Genomic DNA, 23,904 nt, shown 5'->3' with positions numbered 1-23,904 from the left:
ATTGCGGAATGACTATAGCGGATCAGATCATCGCATTCAACAGCCATCTACATTTTCCGGGCAAACTGCCAGCAGGTATACGTGTCCTGAATCCTTTTCAGGAGGGTCCGGGGATCACCGGCATTATGACCCAATTCTATAAAAAGTTTTATAACGATAAAAAGCCCAGACAACTTATTCTGGGTATTAACCCTGGCAGATTGGGGTCAGGATCTACTGGTGTGCCCTTCACAGATACCAAGCGGATGCTGGATAAATGTGGCATTGAGATCCCCGGACTAAAAACGCATGAACCTTCCTCTGTTTTTGTGTATGATGTAATAGACGCATACGGGGGCGTGAAAAACTTTTACCAGCACTTTTATATCAGCAGCATCTGCCCGCTTGGCTTTACCTCGGTTCAACCGGGTGGGAAAGAAATAAATTATAATTATTATGACAGCGCTGCACTGACAAAAGCGGCTTATGCTTTTATAGTGAGCAGTTTAAAGGAACAATTGCAATGGAATATCAGTCGCGATGTTTGTTATTGTATGGGTACCGGGAAAAATGCCGCATTCCTGCAGGCGTTAAATGAGAAGGAGCAGTTTTTCAAAACGATCGTACCGTTGGAGCATCCCCGTTTTGTGATGCAGTATAAAACAAAAACCAAGGAGTTGTATATTGATAAGTATCTGTCTGCTTTTGAGGCACACAAATAATCCCGGTTTGTGGATTTTTTACGCTGTCTGCCTCGCAATCTGGTCTGCGATACTGTTCAGCAAGCCCATATTTAAGCGATGACCATGGTCTGTTGCGCCCGGTGCACGTACGTACCCATCCTCATCTTTCTCCATAACAATTTCTTCGCCATCCACATCTACCAGAAAGCGTTCGGCTGAATATGGCTTTACGTAAAAGCGGCCTCCGGTTGTTTTAATCATAAAAGCGTTCATAAGATCCTTTTACAGATCATCAGCAAATCACGGACCAGCTATGTCAGGACAAAAAATAATAATATTGATTCCAGATAAGTTCAAATTCGGCCTGCGAAATCAGTTCAGGTATAAAGTGCTTATCCTCGCAGATATCCTCTATTTCGGGCATCACTACATCCGATAAGGCGGTACCTCCAAAATGAAAATTACTGTTGGCGATGCCAAAGCTACCGTCATGATATATTTCAATCTTCCGGTTTTCAAAACGTAGTGCGTCAATTTCACTGTATAGGAATACTGGTTCATCCTCAAAACGATGAAGCCAGGAAATCTTGAGGTATTCCATTGCTAGATTTTTACCAGACGGCAGTCCCAGGTGTCTTTAGGTTGTTCCTGTACGGCATCCGGCGTGACCACGCCCGTTATCTGATAAATGTTTCCTTCTTCATGTAACCGGTCCCCTATCTGTGGTGTAAGGTCATCCTTAAACCTGATAGTGGCAATAATGCCGAAAGACTTGTAACTATGAATTTTTACAATATTCGCAGATCTAACAGGCAGAAGCAATTCGGCCTTTTTGCGATTGTGACTCCGGTAGAGGGAGAACATCAGCCATAATGCCAGGGCAAACAGGCTAAGGAGCAGCAGATTCACGGCTTTGATTAGGTTTAGGTGATACAAATACTCTATGGTCGGGCGTACCTCCCATTGGCTATAGTGAGGTAGTATAACAATATAGCGATTTTAATATATGTAAACAAATTTTTTTAGTAAACCCGCTCCGGGTAAAACGGGGAATAATACAAGTAGTAAACCCGCGCAACTAATCCCGCCAGCAGACAAGCTTCACCAATTGTAAAAAAAATTAAAAAGATGTGTGGGCGAGTTGCATAGAACCTTATTGAAATTATCAAGTAAAGAAGCCCACAAACGATGAGCGTTTCACTACTATACTCGTTGTCCTGTATAGGCAGGCTATCTACGAACCCCCAGGTCATGATAAACAGCATAAAAAGCGGGAAACCGCTGATACAGGCCAGCTGAAAAAGTCGCCGGAACGAAAACAGATAGGGCAGGTATTGGCGCATAGGTAGGGCATTTAGCGCAAAGATATCCCTACTTCCTGATTTTCCTGGTATCCTCAAAAACCAGTAACGGGTCATCGTATTTAAACGTGTAGCCGAGTACGTGCCTTAACTTCCGGGAGCCCACAATTTTATAGGGTTCCTCCTGTGCCGGCAGGCGGCGGGGCAATGTTATGCCCAGTGCCTGGGCGGCGGCCTTGTAATAATTGCTGCGTTGCGGGTGGCCGCTGGCGCAGGCATTGAACACCTCGCCCCAGGCGCCCTGGCTGATAACCCGGCTGATAACGCCAATACAGTCATCCCGGTGGATGACGTTCATGGGCTGTTCATTTATTCTTTTGCCTTCCATTATCCGGCGGGCATCGGGTAAACGATCATAGCCTATCAATCCGCCGAAGCGCAGCACGGTTGTTTCAAACCGTTCAGCTGCCAGCAACAGGGCTTCCGCTGCCCGCAATGCCTGCCCGTTGGGCGTGTCTGGCATAACCTCATTCTCCTCGGTCACCAGGCCGTTTACATCTGCATAAACAGAAGTAGAACTCACAAAAATCACTTTACTGATGTTGGTCGTTTCTATAAAACTGCGCAGCAGCGCTATTTCCGTCACATGTGCGTCCATCCCTCTTTCCTTGCGGGGGGGAATATTAATGATCAGAATATCAGCGTCCCAGAATTCATCGGGGCCGGTCAGGACTTCTTCAGATAAGATCACAGTATAAGCTTCCAATCCGAGTGCGGTGAGCTCCTTCACTCCTTCCATGCTGGTTCTGGCGCCTTTCACCCGATAACCTGCTGCCTGTAAATGCAGTGCCAGTGGCTTCCCCAGCCAGCCACAACTTAAAATACTGATCTTTTCCTCTTTACTGCTCATACTAAGATTTTACAATTGCACTCCTATAAATACGGATGCAGGAAGTATATAGTTTTTTGCGCTACTCCCTTCATGTGCCGGATCACAACGGCGGCGAAGATAAAAAACAATCAACGCATCCAATTAAAGCCAGCGAATATATAGAATATGGGAACGGATATAGATTCCGTCCTGTTTGCACCTGTTGGCCATCTTACTTTGCAGTCATATTACAAACAAGACATTATTGAGAAACCCATAAATCCCATTTATTAAATGCAGATTACGAATTCACAGTCGAAAAGTGTACAGCAGATCTTTTCAGAGGTACAGCAACACTTTCCAAAGGCGCAACTGAAAAAGCCATTTTTGAGTCCGCAGACCATCATTATTCCGCACGACAATTTTAAATACCTGCTGCGGTATAAGCAACATTATCTACAGGTGGACTTTATTCCACCCGTGATGTGGATCATAGGTGGTATGTTGGCAGGCTTTGCCCTTTTCACCGTTGTATTGAGCCTCATCTTCCAACAGCTGATCATCAGCTTCGGCGGCGCCATCCCTGTTATTATAGGGCTGCTATTAATCAAAGTGGTGTTTAAGTCTACCCGCAAAGATGAATTTAAATCTTTCGAAGACGAAGCCAACATCCTGGTTAACACCAATAACCAGGGCATCTAGCCGGCCTCTCATCTCTGTTTATAACCCATAGTTTAGAAGACTGTGAAAATCCCTTACTTTTAGATACCTGTTTATCGCTTACCTGTGAAATAGCATTGGAAATTAAAAGGAAATTATGATCCGTACGTTGATAATTGATGATGAACCCGCCATCAGAAAGGACCTTGAATGGCTGATGAAGCGTTATCCGGATTTTATAGTACTGGGTAGTTGTGGTAGTATTGCTGAAGCTAAGGTAATTATTCCCAATACAGAGCCGGATCTGCTGTTACTGGACATTGAGCTGTCTGACGGAACAGGATTTGAACTGTTACAGCAGTTTCCGGAGAGGAACTTCCGTATTATTTTTATTACTGCCTACAATCAACATGCGATCAAAGCCATTAAATTTGGCGCATATGATTACCTGTTGAAGCCGGTAGATGAAGAAGAGTTATCAGAAACCCTTCAACGCTTAAAGTCTGAAAGCCCTGTTGATAACAAACTGCAGCTGGAAGTGGCAGATGCCCATAAAAAGCCGGGGTTGCATAATCGTATTGTGCTCCGCTCCCATCAATACCTGCAGGTTGTTTCTTTTGAAGAAATATTATATTGCCAGAGTGATGGCAGCTACACGACTTTTTATTTAACCGACAAGAAAAAAGTAACAGTATCGCGCCCTATCAAGGAATATGAGGAACTGCTGCCGGAAAACTGGTTTATACGTATCCATCAGTCGTATATTGTGAACCATCATTTTATTGACCGTTTTCTGAAAGATGGCATCCTGGTCCTGAAAGAAGGCAGCGAAATCCCGGTGTCATCACGTAAAAGGGAGTTCGTCAGGCAGTTTCTCACCGGCGAACATTAAATTGCATACATGTTTTTTCCCTACCGGTTTATTTTATTACTGATCATTGCCTTTTGTTGTTTGCTTAGCTGCAGCCGGCAAAATAAGCCCGTGCCTCCGGCTTCCACTTCCACCAACGCAGATCCGGCAGTGATAGGTGTATTGAAACAACTGATAGATTCCGGTGACCGCTTTTCCGGAGCTGCTGCCCGAAAAAAAATGCTGACCCTGCAACCCGCTGCCATGGCGGCCGGAGAACAGGGACAAGGACTTTATTATTACCTGCTGGGCAGGCTACAATATTTTGCAGACAGCGCCAAACCCGCTGCTATCAGCTACCGGCGCATGTTACCGACCACTCCTATTGATACCGGCCGCTACATATCACTATATATGCTGCAGCAAATGGGGTTCGTGCGACTGGAACTCCAAAAGAAAATTGATGACAGCACCTTTTCCAGGATGTATACCTTACTGGAACTGGCCCAACGGTTTCATTATACAGAAATATACCGCCTGTACGACCTGGCTGCCGAAATCCACTTCCGATATGGCGTGTATGATAAAGCCAAACTCTATACAGACAAAGCCATCGCCGCATACCCCGACAAAAAAAATTACTATTATATGTCGTATCTCATGGAAGCGCAATCACGGATAGCCGAGCGCCAACATGACTATGAGCTGGCACTTCATTACGAAGACAGTGCACTACGACTGGCCCTAAAGCAACCTGATTCTATCAGAATTGCGACCGTATATTCTGCGCTGGGTGTGTTGCACGAAGAAATGGGCGACATGGGAAAAGGCCATCGCCTGATGGTACAGGCTTTTCATATCAAAGAAAGAGCGAACAAAGTTTCCTTCCGGGAATATGTCAACTACGGGCAAATGTTTATGGAAGAAAAGGATTATCCGAAAGCTATCTTCTATATCAATAAAGCTGTGGATAAAGCCAGGGATCCGGAAAATGCCGGAGATCTCAGTTCTGCCTATAGTTCTTTATACAATATTTACTATGCCAGCGGCGACTACAAAAATGCCGTGATATACCTCGACTCCGCCTCCAATATGTCGCTCACGGAAATGGAAGAACAACAGCTGAAACAGGTAATGGAGCTGCAGGCTATCAATGAACTGAAAGAGCAACAACATAAAACAATTGATATCAGCCGGCAGTATAACAACCAGGCGATTATCCTGCGGCAGCAACGCCTTATCCTGTTTATCTTTGGGATCCTTTTGCTGGTAGGTGCTGCGTTGACCATTGTACTGATCAGACAACGAAAACTGAGAACGCTGCAACACAGTACAGAACTTGAACAGCGCCTGCTGCGCAGCCAGATGGAACCACATTTTATTTTCAATACCCTCGCCGTGCTGCAAAGCTTTATCCGGCATGATGAGAAAGAAAAATCCGTTAAATACCTGAACAAATTTGCCCGGTTGTTAAGACTGAACCTCGAAAATTCCCGTCATAACCTGGTACAGCTGCACCAGGAAGTAGAGGCGCTGGAAAACTATCTGAGCCTGCAGGCCATTCGTTTTGGAAATGTATTTGATTATGAGATTTATCCTATTGAAGGTTGTGAAGACATGGATGTTTTTATTCCACCCATGCTGATGCAGCCCTTTGTTGAAAATGCCATCCAGCATGGCATGCGTAACCTTCCCTACAAAGGTCATATTACCGTTACCCTACAGTTGACTAATGAATTACTCCATTGCGTTATTGAAGATAATGGCCTTGGCCTGGTAGAAAAACACGATCGTGAAAAGAATTCTCTCTCCGGCATTATTACCCAGGAGCGCTTAAAAATATTGAGTAAGCAAACCGGGAAGCTGGCATCCATTGCTGTTACAGACAAAAAAGACAAAGGTGGTAAAGGCGTGAAGGTAACGCTGATCATTCCTACACAAAGAAAAAAGTAACGGCTATTACTGTTGTGCATTCCATAGCAAATAATATTTGACCGACACAATACAGATGATCATCACGAAGGTAACTGCGTGGTTGATATACATTACTTTCACAAACTCTTCATGTTCAATGTTGCGTTCATTTTCACCGATATAAGGCTTATGCACGACCTCCCCTCCGTAAGTATTGGGGCCTCCGAAACGGCAATCAAGAATCCCTGCCAGTGCAGCTTCCGGATAACCTGAGTTTGGACTGGCATGTGCCGATCCATAGCGGATCATGTAATGCCAGGCGCGGCTGCTCCCCCACAACAGGATCATGAGTAAAGCAGTGATACGTGCCGGAATATAATTCGCCACATCGTCGAGTCGCGCAGCAAAGCGCCCAAAGTACTGATATTGCTCATTCTTATAGCCAATCATGGAATCCAGTGTGTTGATCATTTTATAAAGCATCATACCCGGAAGTCCCAGCACCGCATAAAAACAAAGCGGCGCTATCACGCCATCACTCAGGTTTTCAGACATCGATTCAAGGACGGCAATACGAATTTGCTGCGGAGATAACTGCGCGGTGTCTCTGCCTACAATCCATGACAGTCGCGCCCGGCCCGCTTCCACTCCATCTTTATGCAGTGTATTAAATACTTCTTTTCCTTCCCGCAGGAGGCTTTTGTTGGCCAGTGCAAAAAAGACAAACAACGTACTGAAAATGTACCAGGCCACCGGCCATTGTGATAAGCCCACTTGTGTAAAATAGAAAAAACAGTATACCCCGATACACAATATGAGTGTAAGGAATGTACCTTTCCAGAAGCGGGCAGCGCCCTTATTCAGCCATTGGGTACCATGCTGAATCAGCTTACCATACACTTTTACCGGATGCGACCAGCTACGGGGATCACCCAGCAGCAGATCGGCGGCATAGCCTAACAGTAACGGCAATACGAATTTTAATACAGGGTCCATTGGCGCAATGCGGTAGTCAATAATTTATTATCGTTGGCACTGCGACAGGCAACGCGGCAATGTCCTTGTTTCAGGCCGTAGAAATTGGAGGCATCCCGGATAAGGACGCCATGCTTTTCCATCAGCCAGGCCTTCAGCGAAGCTGCAGTACCGGTCAGTGTTTCGAACAGAAAAAAATGTGTATGCGTGGGCGTTACTTTAAACTCCGGCATCTTACGAATGCTTTCCCATAAATGAAAAGTATCCTGCAACAATGATTCTTTATCCAGTGTAAATTGTTTCAGATGATCCAGGATATAATAACCTGCCTCCAGTGCGAGACTGTTGACCGACCAGGGCATTTTATACGCGCGCACCCGGTCCAGCAGTTGTTTCCTGCCAGCAATATATCCCAGGCGCAGCCCGGGAATGCAGCAAGTCTTGGTCAGGGATCTCAACACCAATACATTAGGCAAGCGATGCAGGTGCGGCAGCATACTGGCTGCATCCAGCGTAAATTCAATATAGGCTTCGTCAATAATAAATACCGTGTGTTTGTTGAGATGAAGAAGTCGTTGCAATGCCTGCTCATCCAGCGTTTGACCGGTAGGGTTATTAGGATTACACAGAAAAACCATATCGGTGCTGAAAGTGGTATCAGGGGTCAGTTTATCCCATGACATATATAACACCTGGTGCCGGTACAAACTGCAGGCATCTGCATACTCCGCAAAAGTAGGTGCTATAACGGCGGCGGTGGCGCCTGTAAAAGCCTGTGCTACCAGGTAAATAGCTTCTGTGGCTCCATTGGTGACCATGATGCTGCCGGCGGGCAGACCCGCCTGTTTTTCCAGCAGCACCTGTAACTTCTCCGCGCCGGCGTCCGGGTAATGATCTATTCCGGCTATCTTGTTGCTGAGATGGGTTTTCAGCCCTTCCTGCAAGCCACCATACCACACATTTGAACTAAAATCCACTTTAACAGCCTGGTCAAACAGATAGCCATCATCTCCATGTCCTTGTATCATAATGCAATAAAGTTATAATTCCAGTGCGTTATAAACAGCTGAAATGTCCAGATGTTCACGTATATGCGTTGCTAGTTTATTATATTGCGCTTCCTTAAAGCTCCGATAATCGAAATCCTTTACCACGGCTACTTTCCCACATTGTGCCAATAAATCACTCACCACGATATCATTGTCGAGGATACCATGCAGATAGGTACCCCAGCATTGAGGACTGAGGAAATATCCATCTGTGGCGCCATTGGTGAGTTCATTGAGCGGAGAAGGTTTTTGGGTGCTGGTTTCGCCCATATGGATTTCATATCCCTCACATATTTTTTCCTGGTGACGGTAACGGAACGTACGTTGCTGCGTAGTTTTTTCCCTGGTAAGTACTGTTGTTACGGGTAATATGCCCAGTCCGGGGATACTTGCTATTGGTCCCTCTACCCCGAAAGGATCCGCCACCTGCTCTCCCATCATCTGGTAACCACCACAGATACCTATCACCACTTTATTTCGTTTGTGCGCTTCCGTTATCGCACGGGCCGTACCGTTATTCCGGATAGCGATGAGATCTTCAATGGTATTTTTACTGCCGGGTAGTATAATAATATCAGCAGTAACCAGTTCTGCCGGATTATCTGTATAGAAAAGATGCACCCGCTCATCTTTCTCCAGTGCGTGGAAGTCGGTGAAGTTAGACATATGTCGTAACAGCACTACTGCTATATTTACACGGCCGGTTGTTTGTCGTTTATGCTTTAACGATAGTCCCAGTGTATCTTCTTCTTCAATATAAATATCATGGTAATAGGGCAATACTCCTGTTACGGGCACGCCGGTAAGGTTTTCCAGTAGTTTACGCCCGTCTTCAAACAAGCGGATATCTCCTCTGAACTTATTGATGATGATGCCTTTTATCAGTGCTTTTTCTTCCGGTGGCAACAAGGCAATAGTGCCGTATACGCTGCCAAAAACACCTCCGCGGTCAATATCCGCCACCAGGTATACTGCAGCACCGGCATGCAACGCAATACGCATATTGGTAATATCTTTCTGCCGGAGGTTGAGTTCAGAGATACTGCCGGCGCCTTCCATTACCACCGGGTTATACTGGTGAGACAGCCGGTTAAATGATTGCTTCACCTCTTCAAACAAGGCGCGTTTATCATCTTCCATGAAGTATTCCCAGGCAGATTGGTTGCCGGCAGGTTTGCCATGCAGTACCAGCTGGGCGGTTTGATCATTGGTAGGTTTCAGCAGCACAGGGTTCATATCAGTATGACAGGGTACGCCTGCCGCTTCTGCCTGCACCGCCTGCGCACGGCCTATTTCCAGGCCATCCGGAGTAGCGTAGCTATTGAGAGACATGTTCTGCGCCTTGAAAGGCGCCGGTGTGTATCCATCCTGTTTAAAAATACGGCAAAACCCGGCAGTGATGACACTTTTGCCCACATCAGAGGCAGTACCAACAAACATGACAGGCCGTAGGTGTTTCATATGCATCTCGTCTTTAAGTGGGACGAAGATATTTAAAATAGCAGAAGGCATAAAGCGGAAAGCAAAAAGCTATTGAGGCGAATGATGTGAGCGAGGAGATATTCGCTTCATTTACATCATTCGCCTCAATAGCTTTTTGCTTTCCGCTTTCCGCTTTACGCTTTAGGCTTATTTAAATATATCGTCACTCAATCCGCTATTCACCGTAACTGTTTTCAGTTTAAGATCGGTGTTATATCCGCCGGTATTGGTGGCTATTTTAAACGGAAACATGATACCACTCACTTCATGGTAATCACCATAATCGGTGGTTGTTTCAGGGCCACCGCCTTCCTGCCCTGCAAGTGATACCCCACGTACTTTGAAACCGGTTTTGGCATCAAAATAATAACGGAATAAGGCGCCGTTAGAAGTCGCAACGCTGACTACATAGCTGGGGATACCATTAACATCTTCCAGCGTGGGTGAGAGTTCCAGCTTCGCGTTATTTTCCGGTGCCGCAAAATACAATTCAGGGAACATCAGGTATTTATCCTTCAGCATTGCTTTATCAGCTGGTGTGAGCGTTATTGGCTGTCCGCTGCGGGACATCGAGATATTGTTGCCGTTGATCAGCAATTTCATGGCAGTCAGATTAGCAATAGGAATAAATACGGTATTCAGTACTTTGTCCGGTTGTTTCACTTTCACGGTGTATTCCAGTGCAGTACCGCTTACATCTCCTGTTTCCAGCAAGGAAAGATCCTTTACTGCTTTCAGTTTATCTGCGCCGCCGATGGCATCGATATACTTATTTAATACAGCCGTTGCCGTAGTACCGGCAGGTATAGGCTGGCCTGCATCTGCTTTCCAGCTATTGTTAGCCGGATTAACATCAGGATAATTCCCGGCAGGATCAATGACTACACTGCTTAACTTCACGGTAGACGGATAGTGGAAAGTCCAGGTAGCTCCGCGCTGCCATACTTCTACCGGCAGGCGTACGGTATCTGTTTTACCGTTTACATCTTTTATGGCAATAACTACGGGCATGGGCAATTGCTCCAGGTTCTGCACAGTAATCATCGCACCTTGTGCGGGATCACTCTTTACATATTGCACACTCTTCACCGCCTGATCCAGTTTCCAGTTATTGAAGAACCAACCACGCCAGAACCAGGCCAGGTCCTCACCGGAAGCATTTTCCATGCTACGGAAAAAATCCCATGGTGTAGGGTGTTTAAACGCCCAGCGTTTAATGTATTCCCGGAATGCATAATCAAAGCGTTCCGGTCCCAGGATTTCATTGCGGAGCAGGTTCAAACCCAGTCCTGGTTTGAAATACGCCGCTACGCCCAGGTAATTCATGTTAAGTACATCCGGCGTGGTTAAAATAGGTTCTGCCATGGAAGAGAACAGCATAGGCGCCATTCTTTGTACCGGCTGGGGGGCGCTGTATTCTCCTTTATTAAATGCTTTGGTGGAGATACCATTGATGAAAGTATTAAAGCCTTCATCCATCCAGGCATATTTACGTTCGTTGGAACCGACGATCATAGGAAACCAGTTATGGCCAAATTCATGATCGGTTACGCCCCACAGGCCGCCTCTGGTAGATTTCCAGGAGCAGAAAACGATACCGGGGTATTCCATTCCTCCTACCGTACCTGCCACATTGGTAGCTACCGGGTAAGTATATACGAACCACTGGTTGGAGTAATGTTCAATACAGCCTTTTACATATTCGGTAGATCTGCCCCAGGCGCTGCTACCGGCTACTTCCAGCGGATAGAGCGACATGGCCAGCGATTTTTTACCGTTGGGTAAATTGATGCGGGCGGCATCCCAGATGAAAGCACCTGAGGCGCCCCAGGCCACATCGCGGGAGTTCTGACATACAAAATGCCAGGTGCGGTTACCTTTTGCCACGATGGTATTAATATCTGTGCTGTCGCGGATAAACACGGTCTGATCACTGTTGCGTGCTTTAGCGAGACGACTGATTTCTTTGGGTGATAATACCTGTGCTTCGTTTACCAGCTGACCGGAGCCACTCAGCACCATATTGGCGGGGGCGGTAATGCTGTAATCGAAGTTGCCGTACTCCAGGTAAAACTCTGATGCGCCCATGTAGGGAATATTATTCCATCCGAGTACATCATCATATACGGCCATACGGGGATACCATTGTGCAATTTCGTATATCCATCCGTTTGCGGTGCGCAAGCGGGCGGTACGATCGGTACCATATTCCGGAATGGCGTAGGCATATTCGATTTTGATCTGCAGGGCAGTACCCGATTTCATGGCTTCTGCCAGCTTAATCTGCATACGGGTATCATTCACCAGGTAGTTGGCCGCAATGGTTTTACCGTTGCTGATAATACTAACTGTTTTCAGTTCAAACCCCTGCGTATAATTTCTGTTGGCAAAGCGATCTCCGGAAACAGCTACTGTTTTGGAGCCACGGGAGTCTTCCCGGTACACGTTCTGATCCAGCTGCAGCCATAAAAAAGGTAACTGGTCCGGGCTGTTGTTTTTGTAAGTAATTACTACGGTACCACTCAGCCGGTGCTGCAATGTATCCAGGGTTACATCCAACTTATAGTCGGCAGCATTCTGCCAGTATTTGGGGCCCGGTTGTCCGCCGGCACTGCGGAACTCATTACCCGGGGCCGGATAAAACAAAGGAGCAAAAGCCTYGTGCTGGTCATATTTAGACGTTGTTTGGGCTGCTCCCTGCTGTATCCCTGCGCATAGTAACAAGGACGCAATAGCATAGATTTTGTTGATTTTCATCGGAAGAGAAAAGATTTAGATGGACCGAATATACTGGAAAAAAGCAAAAAGCCGAACGCAGAAAGCAAAAAGCTATTGAAGCGATTGACCACACGACAAATTCTTTCGCTTTGATCAATCGCTTCAATAGCTTTTACTTTTCACTATATGCCTTATATTCCCAGTTCTTTCTTTACATGCTTCAGGCGGAAGGCAAAAAGGATGCTGAGTACGCCTGTTGCCCAGAAGGCGGCTGCCATCAGGCCCAGTATGGCAGCTACACCGAGTGCCGGGTTATCCAGTATAACAATAGCGATGATAATTAAGATGATTCCTCCTACCAGCAGCCAGCCCCAGTTGGGGATTTTGTCTGATTGCAGCTGAATAGAAAATCCTATCAGGCTGATACCTTTAAACATAAACCAGAAGGCCAGGAAAAGGGGTATGACGGCCATACTGACGGCAGGGTAGCCTATCAGGATCACTCCTATCGCTACATCCACGATCCCGGAAGCCAGCGACCAGCCCCACCCGGTATGTCCTTTACGGTTGCCGAGTGCAAAGGCTATTTCGAAGATCCCTGTCACAAACAATGTGACACTGAAAAAGATACTCAGCAGCACATAACTACTGAATGGATTGGAAAAAACAATAAAGCCCGCAATGAGGAATATAATTCCGTTGAGCAGGTACAGCCACCAATACTTCACATTATTACGAATAGCAGAGATGAATTGTGACATAATAATTACTTTAATATTAAATAAAGGATAGTACTACGTTTTCCTCTAACACATCCTGTCATAAAAAGTTCGGTAGAATATAGCCACGGAAAAACCGGGGAAAGCACTTAACTTTGTCCAAATGATTTAAATCATAGATTTAACAACAGACGGAAATTATCTTTGTGGAATGAATAAGGCGATCAAGCAAGACAGAAAACCACCAAATTGGTGGCATCAGGCAGACTTCATGGGCATACACGCGGTGCCCTTATTAGCATTTTTTACCGGCACTACTGCATTTGACTGGATCTTATGTGGTGTATTGTACGTGATACGTATGTTTTTTGTAACGGCGGGCTACCATCGTTACTTCTCGCATCGTGCATTTAAAACGTCGAGATTCTTCCAGTTTATTCTGGCTGGAGGTGCACAAAGCAGCTTACAGAAAGGCGCTTTATGGTGGTCAGCTAATCACCGTATCCATCACAAGCATAGTGATACCCCTGAAGATCCGCATTCAGCGAATGTTTACGGATTCTGGTACGCACATATTGGCTGGATCATGGGGCCGGAGTACAAGCCAACCCGTTTTGACCTGATCAAAGATCACAAAGCCAAAGAATTAATGTGGCTGAACAAATGGCATTGGGTGCCTGCTATTATATTAGCGGTAGCTGTGTATTTTGTAGGTAATAAAGTGAATGGCACCGGCTGGTTCGACTGGACCGCAGGTTTATCTACGCTACTGATCGGGTTCTTCCTGAGTACTGTGATATTGTACCATGGTACTTTTACTATTAATTCCCTGATGCACAAAATTGGTAAGAAGAGATATTATACCGGAGATGAATCCCGCAACAGTGCTGTCCTGGCACTGGTTACACTGGGAGAAGGCTGGCATAACAATCACCACTATTATCAGAGTGCGGCCAGACAAGGTTTTTACTGGTGGGAATTTGACATTACCTACTATGTTATCAAAACGTTAGGCTTGCTGGGCATTGTATGGGAAATACGCCCTATACCGGAAAAGCTGAAGGAAAGTAATAAGCTGTCACAGTTGGCATCCCAACGTGTACCGGTAGAAGAAACACACTAATTACAACGAAAAATACTATACAAAAGGGAAATATACCAGGGGGTATGTTTCCCTTTTATTTTTTATCTTGTCTCCCTAAAATTAAAAATTCCATGCAATACTCACCTGCAGCCGACAGATACAAAAGTATGACCTATAACCGTTGCGGTAAGAGTGGCCTTCAGCTGCCTGCCGTTTCGCTGGGATTATGGCACAACTTCGGTTCTATAGATAATTTTGAGAATGGACGCAGCATCATCCGTAATGCTTTCGATAAAGGTATCACTCATTTTGACCTCGCCAATAATTATGGTCCGTTACCTGGTAGTGCAGAAGAAACTTTTGGCAGGGTTTTAAAACAGGATTTCACTGGTAATCTGCGTGATGAACTGATCATTTCCACCAAAGCTGGTTATACCATGTGGCCTGGCCCCTATGGCGACTTTGGCTCCCGCAAATACCTGGTGTCCAGCCTGGATCAGAGCTTACGTCGTATGCAGCTGGAGTATGTAGATATATTCTATTCTCACCGGCCTGACCCGGCTACGCCGATTGAAGAAACCATGGGAGCACTGCATAGCATCGTTCAACAGGGAAAAGCGTTGTATGTAGGTCTTTCCAATTATACGGCAGAACAAACCGCCACCGCTGTTGCCATCTTAAAATCACTCGGGACTCCCTGCCTCATTCACCAGCCTAAATACAGCATGTTTGAGCGTTGGGTAGAGAATGGCTTACTGGATGTACTGGAAGCCAATGGCGTAGGCTGCATCCCCTTCTCTCCACTGGCGCAGGGCTTACTGACCGATCGTTATCTGAAAGGCATTCCGGAGGGTTCACGTGCCAGCAAGCCTACCGGCTTCCTGCAGGAAGGTGAGGTAACACCTGAAAAGATTGAGAAAGTGAAAAAGCTGAACCAACTGGCGCAGCAACGCGGACAATCACTTGCACAGATGGCACTGGCCTGGATACTGAAAGATAAGCGTATTACTACAGTATTGATTGGTGCCAGCTCTGTAGCACAACTGGACAATAACCTGGATACCCTGCGGAATACTGCTTTTACGAAAGAAGAACTTGATGCCATTGAAGCGATACTGAAATAATTACGAATTATGAATTACGAATTACGGATTTGTGGGGAGAACGAAATAATCTCCCCACAAATCCGTAATTCGTAATTCATAATTCGTAATTATTTATTATTCCTATTTCCTCATTTTTGCACGATCATATTGTACCGGCCATGTTATGTCTGCATCGAGTTTATGCGCTGCATGTAAGGGGAAATAGGGACTTCTTAATAATTCGCGGGCCATCAGGACGATATCTGCGCGGCCTTCTGCGATGATTCCTTCCGCTTCTTCCGCAGTGGTGATCATCCCTACGGCTCCGGTAGCGATGCCGGCATCTCTACGTATTTTTTCTGCGAATGGTGTCTGATACAGCGGCCCTATCTTGATTTGCTGATGAGCTGCCAAACCGCCGGAAGAGCAATCTATCAGATCTACTCCCTTGTCTTTCAGGATGGTGGCCAGTTGTACCGACTCCTCCAGATTCCAGCCACCATCTGCCCAATCGGTAGCGGAGATCCTGACCAGCAACGGATATTGTTCCGGCCATACTGTACGTACCGCCTCTACCACCTGTACCAGCAAGCGTATCCTGTTTTCAAAAGTACCTCCATATTCATCTGTGCGGTGATTACTGAGTGGCGATAAGAAGTTATGCAGCAGGTAACCATGTGCCCCATGCAATTCCACTACCTGAAATCCGGCCTGTAAGGCACGGAGTGCGGCAGCCCTGAAATCGTCCAGTACCTTGCGTATGCCCGTTTCCGTGAGTGCTTCCGGTAACGGATATACGTCATTGAAAGGGATGGCGCTGGGGGCTACCACCTGCCAGCCCCCTTCTGCTGCCGGGAGTGCGCGACTACCTTCCCAGGGCCTTAGTGTGCTGGCTTTCCTGCCGGCATGCGCCAGCTGTATGCCAGGGATGGCGCCCTGTGCGGCAATAAAAGTGGTGATTCTCTGCAACATAGCAATATGTTCATCTTTCCAGATGCCCAGGTCATGAATGGAGATACGTCCTTCCGGTGATACTGCCGCTGCCTCTGTGAGCACCAGTCCTGCACCACCTACCGCCCTGCTGCCCAGGTGTACCAGGTGCCAGTCATTTGCAAATCCGTCCTGCGAAGAATATTCACACATGGGTGATACTGCAATGCGATTGCGAAATACGATTTCCCTCAATGTAAAAGGACGGAACAAATGAGACATAATCTGTTGCTTTTAAGTCCTTTAAAATTAAGCATTTATCGTATAGCGATAACATAATATTCAAGTAACCGGATGTGCCGGAAAATATGCCCGGAAATACTTAATTTTGGCACCTTATACCTATACATACGATGTATCTGTTCCCTGTCAAGCGCAACATTGTTGGCTCCCTGATGCTATACCTTTTTATCACCTTTTTCAATATCCATAGTGCCCGGGCGCAACAAAAAGCTGATTTCTCAGCTTCCGTTGTGAGTGATTGTGAGTCTGTGAGCACTACCTTCACGGACTTATCCACCGGCAGCCCCGTTTCCTGGCAATGGGACTTCGGTAACGGCAATACCAGTACGAAAAAGAAGCCTGCAGCTACTTATGTAAAAACCGGGAATTACACCGTTACCCTGAAAGTAACTTATGCAGATGGCAGTATCAAAACAGAAACCAAGGCAGACTACATACATGTAAGATCTAAGCCTACTGTGGATTTCAGTGTATCTTCCCCTAAAGGGTGCGTAACCTTCAGTCCCACTTTTACAGATAAATCCAAACCAGGAGATGGTACCCTGCAAAGCTATAGCTGGGATTTCGGCGATGGCGGCGCGGCGGAAAACGCAGGGAGTACTATCAGTCATAACTACACGGTACCGGGTGTATATAGTGTGTTGCTGACCGTTACTAACAGCTATGGCTGCACGAATTTTAAAGTAATGGACAAGGCGGTGGATGTGGCCGCGGCACTCAATGCTGATTTCAATGTTGCACAGAAAATACTGTGTAAAGCGCCGGTAGATGCGTTGTTTACCAATACCTCTTCCGGTGCCGGAACACTTGCGTATAAATGGGAGTTTGATGACGGCAGCAGCAGTACTGCTAAAGACCCCGGTAAACATACCTTTACCACTAAAGGTACACACAGTATAAAACTCACGGTGAGCAATGAACGGGGCTGCACAGCCACTAAAACCGTGGACGATATCAATGTGGGTAATTACGTGACCACGCTGAACGCTCCTGCGCTGATTTGCAGCGGCCAGAACGCTGATTTCAAAGCCACCTTTTCTCCTGTTCAACCTCAAAGCACCACCTGGGAAGTGAATGGACAGCCTGCATGGGCGTATTGGGATAATACCCTTTCTTACTACCCCACCACCACCGGACCKGTAAAAGTGAAGGTGACCGCTATGTTCGGCAATTGTCCTGATGTAACAGAAAAAACGGTGGACGTAAAACAAACGCCTACCGCAACGATCAGTACCGATAATAAACCTATTTGTGATGTACCGGCTACCGTTAATTTCACGGGCAATACCACCGGGGCTGATAGCTGGACCTGGACCTTTGGTGACGGACAAGGCGCCACTATACAAAATCCGGTACACACCTACAACCGGGAATATAATTTCAGTATTAATCTGCAGGCGAAGAGTAAAGATGGTTGTATTGCCACCGCCTATTCCAGTTTATACATTTATAAAACATTAATTTCAGCTTATGCCACTAATTACAATGGCTGTGAAGGACTCTCCGCCACCTTCCATGCAGGTAGCAGCAGCAGTGACGAGATAAAAACTTATCTGTGGAAATTCGGGGACGGGAGCACCTCAGCAGATCCCGCTCCCACGCACACCTACCCTAAAGCCGGTTCTTACACGGCTTCCCTCCAATACACTACCGTTAACGGCTGTATGGGAACGGTTAACCTTCCTTACCGGATGGACGTGTATAAAAAGCCAACACCGGATTTCAGCTCTCCGAATGCGCCGGAAGTGTGTGGAAATTCCCTGACAACCTTCACCGACAAATCCGATGCAGGTACTGACTGGTACTGGGCTTTCGGAGATAACAGCTGGGGATCGGGTCGCACGGCTAACCATAGCTACGCTGAACCTGGTTACTACGATGTGACTTTAACAGTTACCAATGGTACCTGTCCGAATACAATTACCAAAAAAGCCTATATCAACGCCGTTAATCCTTTTCCCCGATTCAGGATTAACCCGGTAAATTGTGATCAGCGTACTACCGTTAGCGTTACCGAGTATTCACTGGGCGCTACAAGCTGGAAATGGAGCTGGGGCGATGGAAAGGATACCAGTTATACCACCCATAGTGATAACGTTACACATATTTATGCCAAATCGGGAATTTATACGATACAACTAACTACCTCTGACGGCCATTGTACAACGTATCTCACCAGCACAGTCAACATTATAGCCCCTTCTCCTGTAACGATTGCTACTGATAAGATTACACTGTGCAGTAATGAAACGGTGGTTGGGCACGTAACGGCAGAAGATGCAAGCATACATGATAGCTGGGCTTATTACTGGCAGCTGGATGGTGCGGGTTATTCGTACTATGATAATCACCAGGCATATTCTAATCTTACACCAGGTCAACATACCATTCGCTTAAGAATACAGGACAAACTGGGTTGCTTTAACAACAGTAACAACATTGACATCATCGTACGCGGGCCATTGGCGGATTACAATCTTCCTTCGCAGGCACAATGTAAAGGGACGGAACTTACCTTCACAGACAACACAGATGTTACCAACAGCAGCGGGGTTAAAAARTGGGTATGGAACTTTGGAGATAATTCGGGTCCCCAAACCTACACCAGCGGACCATTTAAACACACCTATGCGGTAGCGGGCAACTACACTCCTTCTGTCACTGTAACGGACAAGGATGGTTGTGTTAATACGTTCGCCGGCAAATATTTACAGGTAAACGGGCCGGTGGCCGACTTCAACGCAGATGCCTATGTGGTGATGCCGGGCAGTTATGTGAATTTCTGGAACAGCTCTTACGATGTAGGAGGAAATATTACGGAACTTAAATGGGACCTGGGAGATGGTAACACCTCTACAGATCCTTATTCCGTAACACACCAATACCCTGACAAAGGAGTGTTTCCTGTAAAGCTGCAGATCAAAGATAATAACGGCTGTACTGATGAAAAAACAAAGAACATCAAAGTATCTGCTGTGGGTGCGGGATTCACTTATACCGGAACATTTGTAAACGGCAGTAACTGTGCGCCGATGATCTTCCGCTTTAATAATACTTCCATCAACTACAACACCTGTTCATGGGACTTTGGTGACGGGGCCACTTCTGATCAGGCCTTTCCGGTGCATACCTATACGGTGGCCGGACACTATAAAGTAACCCTGAAAGTAACAGGTATTGCAGATACAGAAGATGAATACACTGAAATAGTAGTGGTTAAGGGGCCATATGCTACCATTACCACCAGTGCCGAAGGGGGATGCCTCCAAAAGGAAATATCCTTTACCGTAAAGCCGGAAAATGCCACTTCTTTCAGCTGGGATTTTACTGATGGGGATGTGGAACAAACAGACAAACTGGACATTACACACAAATTTACCGAGCCTGGGATATACAAGCCGCAACTGTTGCTGAAAGATGATGCCGGCTGTAAAGGCAATGCCTTCCTGGATCATCCGATCGTAATAGATCAGCTGGATATTAAGCTGCATCCTAATCCGGACAAGATATGCGGCGAAGGTACGCTGACCTTTGCGCCGACCTTCAACAGCTACTCTGTAGATGAGCTCAACATACCTCCGGCCTTTACCTGGACATACGATGCTTCCCTTACGCCGACTAATATCAACACTACTACCCCGTCGTTTTACATGGACAAAGTGGGGGTGTATAAATTTGGACTTACAGCTACCACCAAATATGGTTGCACGCAAACGGTGGAGGAATCATATAACGTATATCCTCAACCGTTAGCCGTGATTACCGGTCCAGATGAAGTATGTAAAGACGCGCCCATTACCTTTAGTGGCAGTGTCACCCGGACAACAGACGTGACTTGGGCCTGGGAATTTGGCAACAGTAAAACCAGTACCGTACAGCAACCCGCGGCACAGACTTATGCTACCACAGGCAACACTACCGTCACCCTGACGGTTACCAGCAAAGATGGCTGTGCTGACAAGACTACACATCCGCTGAATGTACTGGCGTTGCCGGATATTAAAGCCAGTTCACCTACTGAATTTATTTGTTTGAATAACGCCACCCTATTACATGCAGGAGGTGGAAGTATTTATGAATGGACACCTGCTGCCGGCCTGGATAATCCAGCCAGCCCGGATCCCAAAGCGACGCCGGCTGTTACCACTACCTACAAAGTAAAAGTAACGGACGGGAAAGGCTGCGTGAATACGGACCAGGTAAAAATAAGGGTAGTACAACCCTTTACCATACATGCTACACCTGATACATTGTTGTGTTTGGGCGATAAGTTGCCACTACGGGTATGGGGAACGGATTACTATGTATGGCGCGGATTTGGGCTCGACAAGCCCGCCTCTCCTACTCCTGTTGCGACCATTAACCGCACCGGCCAGTATGCCTACGAAGTAACCGGTTATGATAAAGATAATTGCTTCTCTGACAAGACCTCGCTCACTGTAAAAGTAAATCCTACGCCGGTGGTCAGTGCCGGTATAGACCGGCAAACCATGGCGGGTGTACCTGTGTACCTGGTCAGCAACAACAGCAATGATGTGATCCGCTGGAACTGGACACCTGCTGAATATCTTGACTGTGCGAGCTGTCAGCGGGTACAGGCCCTTCCTAATCTCAGCACTCTTTACAAGGTGGAAGTAGAAAATGTGTATGGCTGTAAAGCATCTGATGATGTGATGGTGCATGTGCTCTGTCAGCAGAGCGCCATCTTTATGCCGAATGCATTTACTCCCAACCAGGATGGCAGGAATGAAAGGATTTACCCTAAGGGTAAAGGTGTAAAGGAAGTGGAATGGTTACGCATCTATGATCGCTGGGGCACCCTGGTATTTGAAAGAACGCACTTCCCGGTCAACGTACCTTCCGCAGGATGGGATGGGCGCAGCAATAACAGAGAGGCGCCTTTAGGTACTTACATCTATTCTATGCAAACGGTGTGTGAGAGTGGAGAAAAATTCGAATTCAAGGGAAATATTACGCTGATAAAATAATCAATGGTATAGCGGGAAAAGATAGTATACACCTGCAACTGAAAAGAAAATATCCAAATGATTACCTGCTCGTCAACAGAGGCTTTCACTGGATTAACGAATACCCAATGAATCGGTAATATGAACATCACAGCACACCAGGAGCGCATTAGCAAGCAAGGATTTACCTTGATACCGGATGTATTTGACAAGTCGGCGATCGATGCGATGGTGGCTGCTATCAACGATGCAGATCCTACCGGACCTTTATTCCGCAAGACGAATGATCTTTTTGCTATCCGTCGTTTTCTGCAGGTAGTGCCGGCTATACAAGCGCTTGTTTTTACAACGCACTTACAAACATTGCTACAGCAGCTTTTTGGCGTGGGATATTTCCCGGTTAAATCCATCTATTTTGATAAGCCGGGGCAGTCTAACTGGTTTGTGGCCTGGCACCAGGACCTGACTATTTCTGTTGCGGAGAAGCTACCGGTGGAAGGATATGGTCCGTGGACGATAAAGCCCGACCAATATGCCGTACAGCCGCCTGTTGACATCCTGGAAAACAATTTCACCATCCGCATTCACCTGGATGATACGGATGAACATAATGGTGCTTTAAAAGTGATACCCGGCTCACACCTGAAAGGCGTTTACCGGGCAGACACTATCGATATGAACGGCACAGGGTATGTCAGTTGTGTAGTAGCACCAGGCGGCATGATGATTATGCGGCCGTTATTAATGCATGCTTCCAGCCGCAGCAGCAACGGGCAAAATCGCAGGGTGATACATATTGAATTCAGCAACCGTGCATTAGCCGGCGGTTTGCAATGGGCAGAGCAACTAACGCTAGTCCCTCCCGCTGAAGCTTAATGTTTTATTGGTAACAATCGGTCTTGCCCAGAAGCCGATGCTTAAAATATATCCCATCGTCAGATACAGGAAACACAGACCAGTACGTAGTCCCCAATGATCTCCCAGCCAGCCTACTATCAGCGGCAATACGGCGCCGCCGGTGATACCTGTTACCAGGATACCTGAGAAAGAGCCATGGTGTTCGGACACAGAGTTGAGCGCCAGTGAAAAAATAATGGGATACATCACCGAAGCAAAGAAACCCACCATAGGGAAAGCGATCCGGGCTACCGGGCCACTGCCAAACAGCGCTGCAGTTAAACTGATCATGGCCAGCAGTGTGAAGCCTACCAACACTTTTCGGCTGTCTATCAGTTTCAGGAGGAGTAATCCTAATACACCACCTGCCGTCATCAAACCCCAGAAATACGCCACTGCATTGGCGCCTGTAGTTTGCGGATCATAATGGTGATATACCATAAGGAACTGCGAAATCCAATTGGCAATCCCCTGCTCGGTTCCTACATAACAGAACAAAGCAAAGAAATACAATACCACTACCGGTTTTTTCAGCAGATCGATATGTGTTTGCAAAGCACCTACCGTCTCTTCTTTTGTTAACGCTACGCTGGGAAATTTAGACAGTCCGATGATGGCAATCATCAAAATGCAAATCAACGTAAAAAGCCAGTACAGCGAAATCCATGGCAAGTTAGCCGGTGCCAGACCGGCAAAGGTATGCAGGCTACCACTTTGTATATGCACTACCAGATACGAATATACGAGCGGGCTCACAAAAGAGGCCAGGCCGAATATCAGTTGCGCCAGCACAGAATTGAATGCATAATGCTCTTCTCCACCGGAAGTACGCAGCAGTGGATTGATGACTACCTGCAGCATGGCCATGCCGCAACCGATTAAAAAGAGGGAGAGCACTGCGGTTAAGTAATTCGGAAAGCAGGACAACAGCAACGCGCCCAGGAAGGCTACTACAAAAGCTGCGACCATGATTTTCTTTTCCTTGTACTTTTCTATGAGCATTCCCGCGGGAATAGACATGACGCCATAGGCAATAAAGAAGGCAAAAGGCAATAGTGCCACGAGCGTAAGACTCAGGTGGAAACCATTGATGATATCTGGTATCAGGGGCCCTATCACATTCGTGAGAAAAGAAATCACGAAAAAGGTGAGCATGATTAAACCAACAATATAATAATTCCTGTTTTTCATTATTGATGAATTGGTACGATGTTCCAGCCACTTAAAGAAACCACCGCAGGTTGTTGTTGTAAATCTTTCGTATGTACGTATCCGTTAATTACCCTGCTTTCACCGGGTAACAGCGTAAAGTCATTATCTTCCCAGAATACCGGCACCACTGTTTCCCCGCTCTTGCGGCGGATATCGAGGTGCACCATAAATGCCAGTGTTTTACCTGGATTTTTCAGTACTACGCTGGCAAAAGTTGTATCTCTT

At 46.5% G+C, this 23,904-nt stretch carries 21 protein-coding genes; 8 read left to right on the top strand and 13 right to left on the bottom strand.

Translation table 11 applies throughout. The annotated features are described in order from the left end of the window. Positions 1-8: 8 nt before the first annotated feature. Positions 9-701: a uracil-DNA glycosylase family protein gene (locus AC1DP6_RS26755; protein ID WP_477057597.1), complete on the top strand. Its 693-nt coding sequence runs from the start codon at positions 9-11 to the stop codon at positions 699-701. 18 nt (positions 702-719) lie between these two features. On the opposite strand, the gene AC1DP6_RS26750 is transcribed toward AC1DP6_RS26755, so the two are convergent. The 5 genes from AC1DP6_RS26750 to AC1DP6_RS26730 form a co-directional block, all read right to left on the bottom strand. Further along, on the bottom strand, positions 720-935 hold the full coding sequence (locus AC1DP6_RS26750) for a hypothetical protein (protein WP_477057596.1): 216 nt from the start codon (positions 933-935) through the stop codon (positions 720-722). 43 nt (positions 936-978) lie between these two features. Beyond that, entirely contained in the window at positions 979-1,263 is a 285-nt protein-coding gene (locus AC1DP6_RS26745) for a DUF6881 domain-containing protein (RefSeq protein WP_477057595.1), read from the bottom strand. A 2-nt stretch (positions 1,264-1,265) separates the two neighbouring features. After that, on the bottom strand, positions 1,266-1,571 hold the full coding sequence (locus tag AC1DP6_RS26740) for a hypothetical protein (RefSeq protein ID WP_477057594.1): 306 nt from the start codon (positions 1,569-1,571) through the stop codon (positions 1,266-1,268). Between the two features lie 113 nt (positions 1,572-1,684). Continuing rightward, positions 1,685-2,005 (bottom strand): hypothetical protein, encoded by a 321-nt coding sequence (locus AC1DP6_RS26735; RefSeq protein WP_477057593.1) that lies wholly within the window; start codon positions 2,003-2,005, stop codon positions 1,685-1,687. Between the two features lie 28 nt (positions 2,006-2,033). Beyond that, positions 2,034-2,873, bottom strand: a complete 840-nt coding sequence (locus AC1DP6_RS26730) for a Rossmann-fold NAD(P)-binding domain-containing protein (RefSeq protein ID WP_477057592.1) — start codon at positions 2,871-2,873, stop codon at positions 2,034-2,036. 255 nt (positions 2,874-3,128) lie between these two features. Between AC1DP6_RS26730 and AC1DP6_RS26725 the strand changes: the two genes are divergently transcribed. The 3 genes from AC1DP6_RS26725 to AC1DP6_RS26715 all read left to right on the top strand — a co-directional run bounded on the left by AC1DP6_RS26725 (position 3,129) and on the right by AC1DP6_RS26715 (position 6,297). After that, positions 3,129-3,536 carry a hypothetical protein gene (locus AC1DP6_RS26725; RefSeq protein ID WP_441575861.1) on the top strand — a complete coding sequence of 136 codons (408 nt, stop codon included), beginning with the start codon at positions 3,129-3,131 and terminating at the stop codon, positions 3,534-3,536. Positions 3,537-3,651: 115 nt separating this feature from the next. Continuing rightward, positions 3,652-4,386, top strand: a complete 735-nt coding sequence (locus tag AC1DP6_RS26720; protein WP_477057591.1) for a LytR/AlgR family response regulator transcription factor — start codon at positions 3,652-3,654, stop codon at positions 4,384-4,386. A gap of 9 nt (positions 4,387-4,395) precedes the next feature. Continuing rightward, complete coding sequence (locus tag AC1DP6_RS26715; protein WP_477057590.1) at positions 4,396-6,297, top strand: tetratricopeptide repeat-containing sensor histidine kinase; 1,902 nt, start codon at positions 4,396-4,398, stop codon at positions 6,295-6,297. 6 nt (positions 6,298-6,303) lie between these two features. Here the strand turns inward: AC1DP6_RS26715 and cbiB are convergent, their stop codons facing one another. The 5 genes from cbiB to AC1DP6_RS26690 form a co-directional block, all read right to left on the bottom strand. Further along, on the bottom strand, positions 6,304-7,254 hold the full coding sequence (cbiB, locus tag AC1DP6_RS26710; protein WP_477057589.1) for an adenosylcobinamide-phosphate synthase CbiB: 951 nt from the start codon (positions 7,252-7,254) through the stop codon (positions 6,304-6,306). Beyond that, a complete protein-coding gene (locus AC1DP6_RS26705; RefSeq protein ID WP_477057588.1) occupies positions 7,239-8,261 on the bottom strand; it encodes a pyridoxal phosphate-dependent aminotransferase in 1,023 nt (340 codons plus the stop codon). The genes cbiB and AC1DP6_RS26705 overlap by 16 nt, the downstream gene beginning before the upstream one ends. Positions 8,262-8,273: 12 nt before the next feature. Further along, positions 8,274-9,743: a cobyric acid synthase gene (locus AC1DP6_RS26700; RefSeq protein WP_477057587.1), complete on the bottom strand. Its 1,470-nt coding sequence runs from the start codon at positions 9,741-9,743 to the stop codon at positions 8,274-8,276. A gap of 168 nt (positions 9,744-9,911) precedes the next feature. Further along, entirely contained in the window at positions 9,912-12,521 is a 2,610-nt protein-coding gene (locus AC1DP6_RS26695) for a M1 family metallopeptidase (RefSeq protein WP_477057586.1), read from the bottom strand. 152 nt (positions 12,522-12,673) lie between these two features. After that, positions 12,674-13,243: an HdeD family acid-resistance protein gene (locus AC1DP6_RS26690; protein ID WP_477057585.1), complete on the bottom strand. Its 570-nt coding sequence runs from the start codon at positions 13,241-13,243 to the stop codon at positions 12,674-12,676. 169 nt (positions 13,244-13,412) lie between these two features. Between AC1DP6_RS26690 and AC1DP6_RS26685 the strand changes: the two genes are divergently transcribed. Both AC1DP6_RS26685 and mgrA read left to right on the top strand, forming a co-directional pair. Next, entirely contained in the window at positions 13,413-14,324 is a 912-nt protein-coding gene (locus AC1DP6_RS26685; RefSeq protein ID WP_441575853.1) for an acyl-CoA desaturase, read from the top strand. A gap of 92 nt (positions 14,325-14,416) precedes the next feature. Further along, positions 14,417-15,409: an L-glyceraldehyde 3-phosphate reductase gene (mgrA, locus tag AC1DP6_RS26680; protein WP_477057584.1), complete on the top strand. Its 993-nt coding sequence runs from the start codon at positions 14,417-14,419 to the stop codon at positions 15,407-15,409. A 102-nt stretch (positions 15,410-15,511) separates the two neighbouring features. Here mgrA and AC1DP6_RS26675 read toward each other — a convergent pair whose 3' ends face one another. Next, positions 15,512-16,582 carry an NADH:flavin oxidoreductase/NADH oxidase gene (locus AC1DP6_RS26675; protein WP_477057583.1) on the bottom strand — a complete coding sequence of 357 codons (1,071 nt, stop codon included), beginning with the start codon at positions 16,580-16,582 and terminating at the stop codon, positions 15,512-15,514. A gap of 131 nt (positions 16,583-16,713) precedes the next feature. On the opposite strand from AC1DP6_RS26675, the gene AC1DP6_RS26670 reads away from it, so the two are divergent. Continuing rightward, positions 16,714-21,591: a PKD domain-containing protein gene (locus tag AC1DP6_RS26670; RefSeq protein WP_477057582.1), complete on the top strand. Its 4,878-nt coding sequence runs from the start codon at positions 16,714-16,716 to the stop codon at positions 21,589-21,591. Positions 21,592-21,711: 120 nt separating this feature from the next. Then, complete coding sequence (locus AC1DP6_RS26665; RefSeq protein ID WP_477057581.1) at positions 21,712-22,446, top strand: phytanoyl-CoA dioxygenase family protein; 735 nt, start codon at positions 21,712-21,714, stop codon at positions 22,444-22,446. Here the strand turns inward: AC1DP6_RS26665 and AC1DP6_RS26660 are convergent. Together AC1DP6_RS26660 and AC1DP6_RS26655 are read right to left on the bottom strand one after the other, a co-directional pair. Then, positions 22,423-23,658: an MFS transporter gene (locus tag AC1DP6_RS26660; protein ID WP_477057580.1), complete on the bottom strand. Its 1,236-nt coding sequence runs from the start codon at positions 23,656-23,658 to the stop codon at positions 22,423-22,425. The two genes, AC1DP6_RS26665 and AC1DP6_RS26660, sit on opposite strands and share 24 nt — an antisense overlap. Continuing rightward, the coding region (locus tag AC1DP6_RS26655; RefSeq protein WP_477057579.1) for a glycoside hydrolase family 2 protein at positions 23,658-23,904 on the bottom strand (247 nt) is incomplete at its 5' end. The genes AC1DP6_RS26655 and AC1DP6_RS26660, both read right to left, overlap by 1 nt.

It is taken from the genome of Chitinophaga sp. 01L420 (genome assembly GCF_056399985.1).
Note: the sequence above shows the minus strand (reverse complement) of the source record. Positions and strands in the feature narration are given on the sequence as shown.

Bases quoted from the DNA above. Each gene is read 5' to 3' on its own strand.
- AC1DP6_RS26735 (WP_477057593.1), bottom strand. From the start codon at position 2,005: ATGCGCCAATACCTGCCCTATCTGTTTTCGTTCCGGCGACTTTTTCAG.
- AC1DP6_RS26725 (WP_441575861.1), top strand. From the start codon at position 3,129: ATGCAGATTACGAATTCACAGTCGAAAAGTGTACAGCAGATCTTTTCA.
- AC1DP6_RS26685 (WP_441575853.1), top strand. From the start codon at position 13,413: ATGAATAAGGCGATCAAGCAAGACAGAAAACCACCAAATTGGTGGCAT.
- AC1DP6_RS26715 (WP_477057590.1), top strand. From the start codon at position 4,396: ATGTTTTTTCCCTACCGGTTTATTTTATTACTGATCATTGCCTTTTGT.
- mgrA (WP_477057584.1), top strand. From the start codon at position 14,417: ATGCAATACTCACCTGCAGCCGACAGATACAAAAGTATGACCTATAAC.
- AC1DP6_RS26700 (WP_477057587.1), bottom strand. From the start codon at position 9,743: ATGAAACACCTACGGCCTGTCATGTTTGTTGGTACTGCCTCTGATGTG.
- AC1DP6_RS26720 (WP_477057591.1), top strand. From the start codon at position 3,652: ATGATCCGTACGTTGATAATTGATGATGAACCCGCCATCAGAAAGGAC.
- AC1DP6_RS26690 (WP_477057585.1), bottom strand. From the start codon at position 13,243: ATGTCACAATTCATCTCTGCTATTCGTAATAATGTGAAGTATTGGTGG.
- cbiB (WP_477057589.1), bottom strand. From the start codon at position 7,254: ATGGACCCTGTATTAAAATTCGTATTGCCGTTACTGTTAGGCTATGCC.
- AC1DP6_RS26745 (WP_477057595.1), bottom strand. From the start codon at position 1,263: ATGGAATACCTCAAGATTTCCTGGCTTCATCGTTTTGAGGATGAACCA.
- AC1DP6_RS26750 (WP_477057596.1), bottom strand. From the start codon at position 935: ATGAACGCTTTTATGATTAAAACAACCGGAGGCCGCTTTTACGTAAAG.
- AC1DP6_RS26755 (WP_477057597.1), top strand. From the start codon at position 9: ATGACTATAGCGGATCAGATCATCGCATTCAACAGCCATCTACATTTT.
- AC1DP6_RS26730 (WP_477057592.1), bottom strand. From the start codon at position 2,873: ATGAGCAGTAAAGAGGAAAAGATCAGTATTTTAAGTTGTGGCTGGCTG.
- AC1DP6_RS26675 (WP_477057583.1), bottom strand. From the start codon at position 16,582: ATGTCTCATTTGTTCCGTCCTTTTACATTGAGGGAAATCGTATTTCGC.
- AC1DP6_RS26665 (WP_477057581.1), top strand. From the start codon at position 21,712: ATGAACATCACAGCACACCAGGAGCGCATTAGCAAGCAAGGATTTACC.
- AC1DP6_RS26660 (WP_477057580.1), bottom strand. From the start codon at position 23,658: ATGAAAAACAGGAATTATTATATTGTTGGTTTAATCATGCTCACCTTT.
- AC1DP6_RS26705 (WP_477057588.1), bottom strand. From the start codon at position 8,261: ATGATACAAGGACATGGAGATGATGGCTATCTGTTTGACCAGGCTGTT.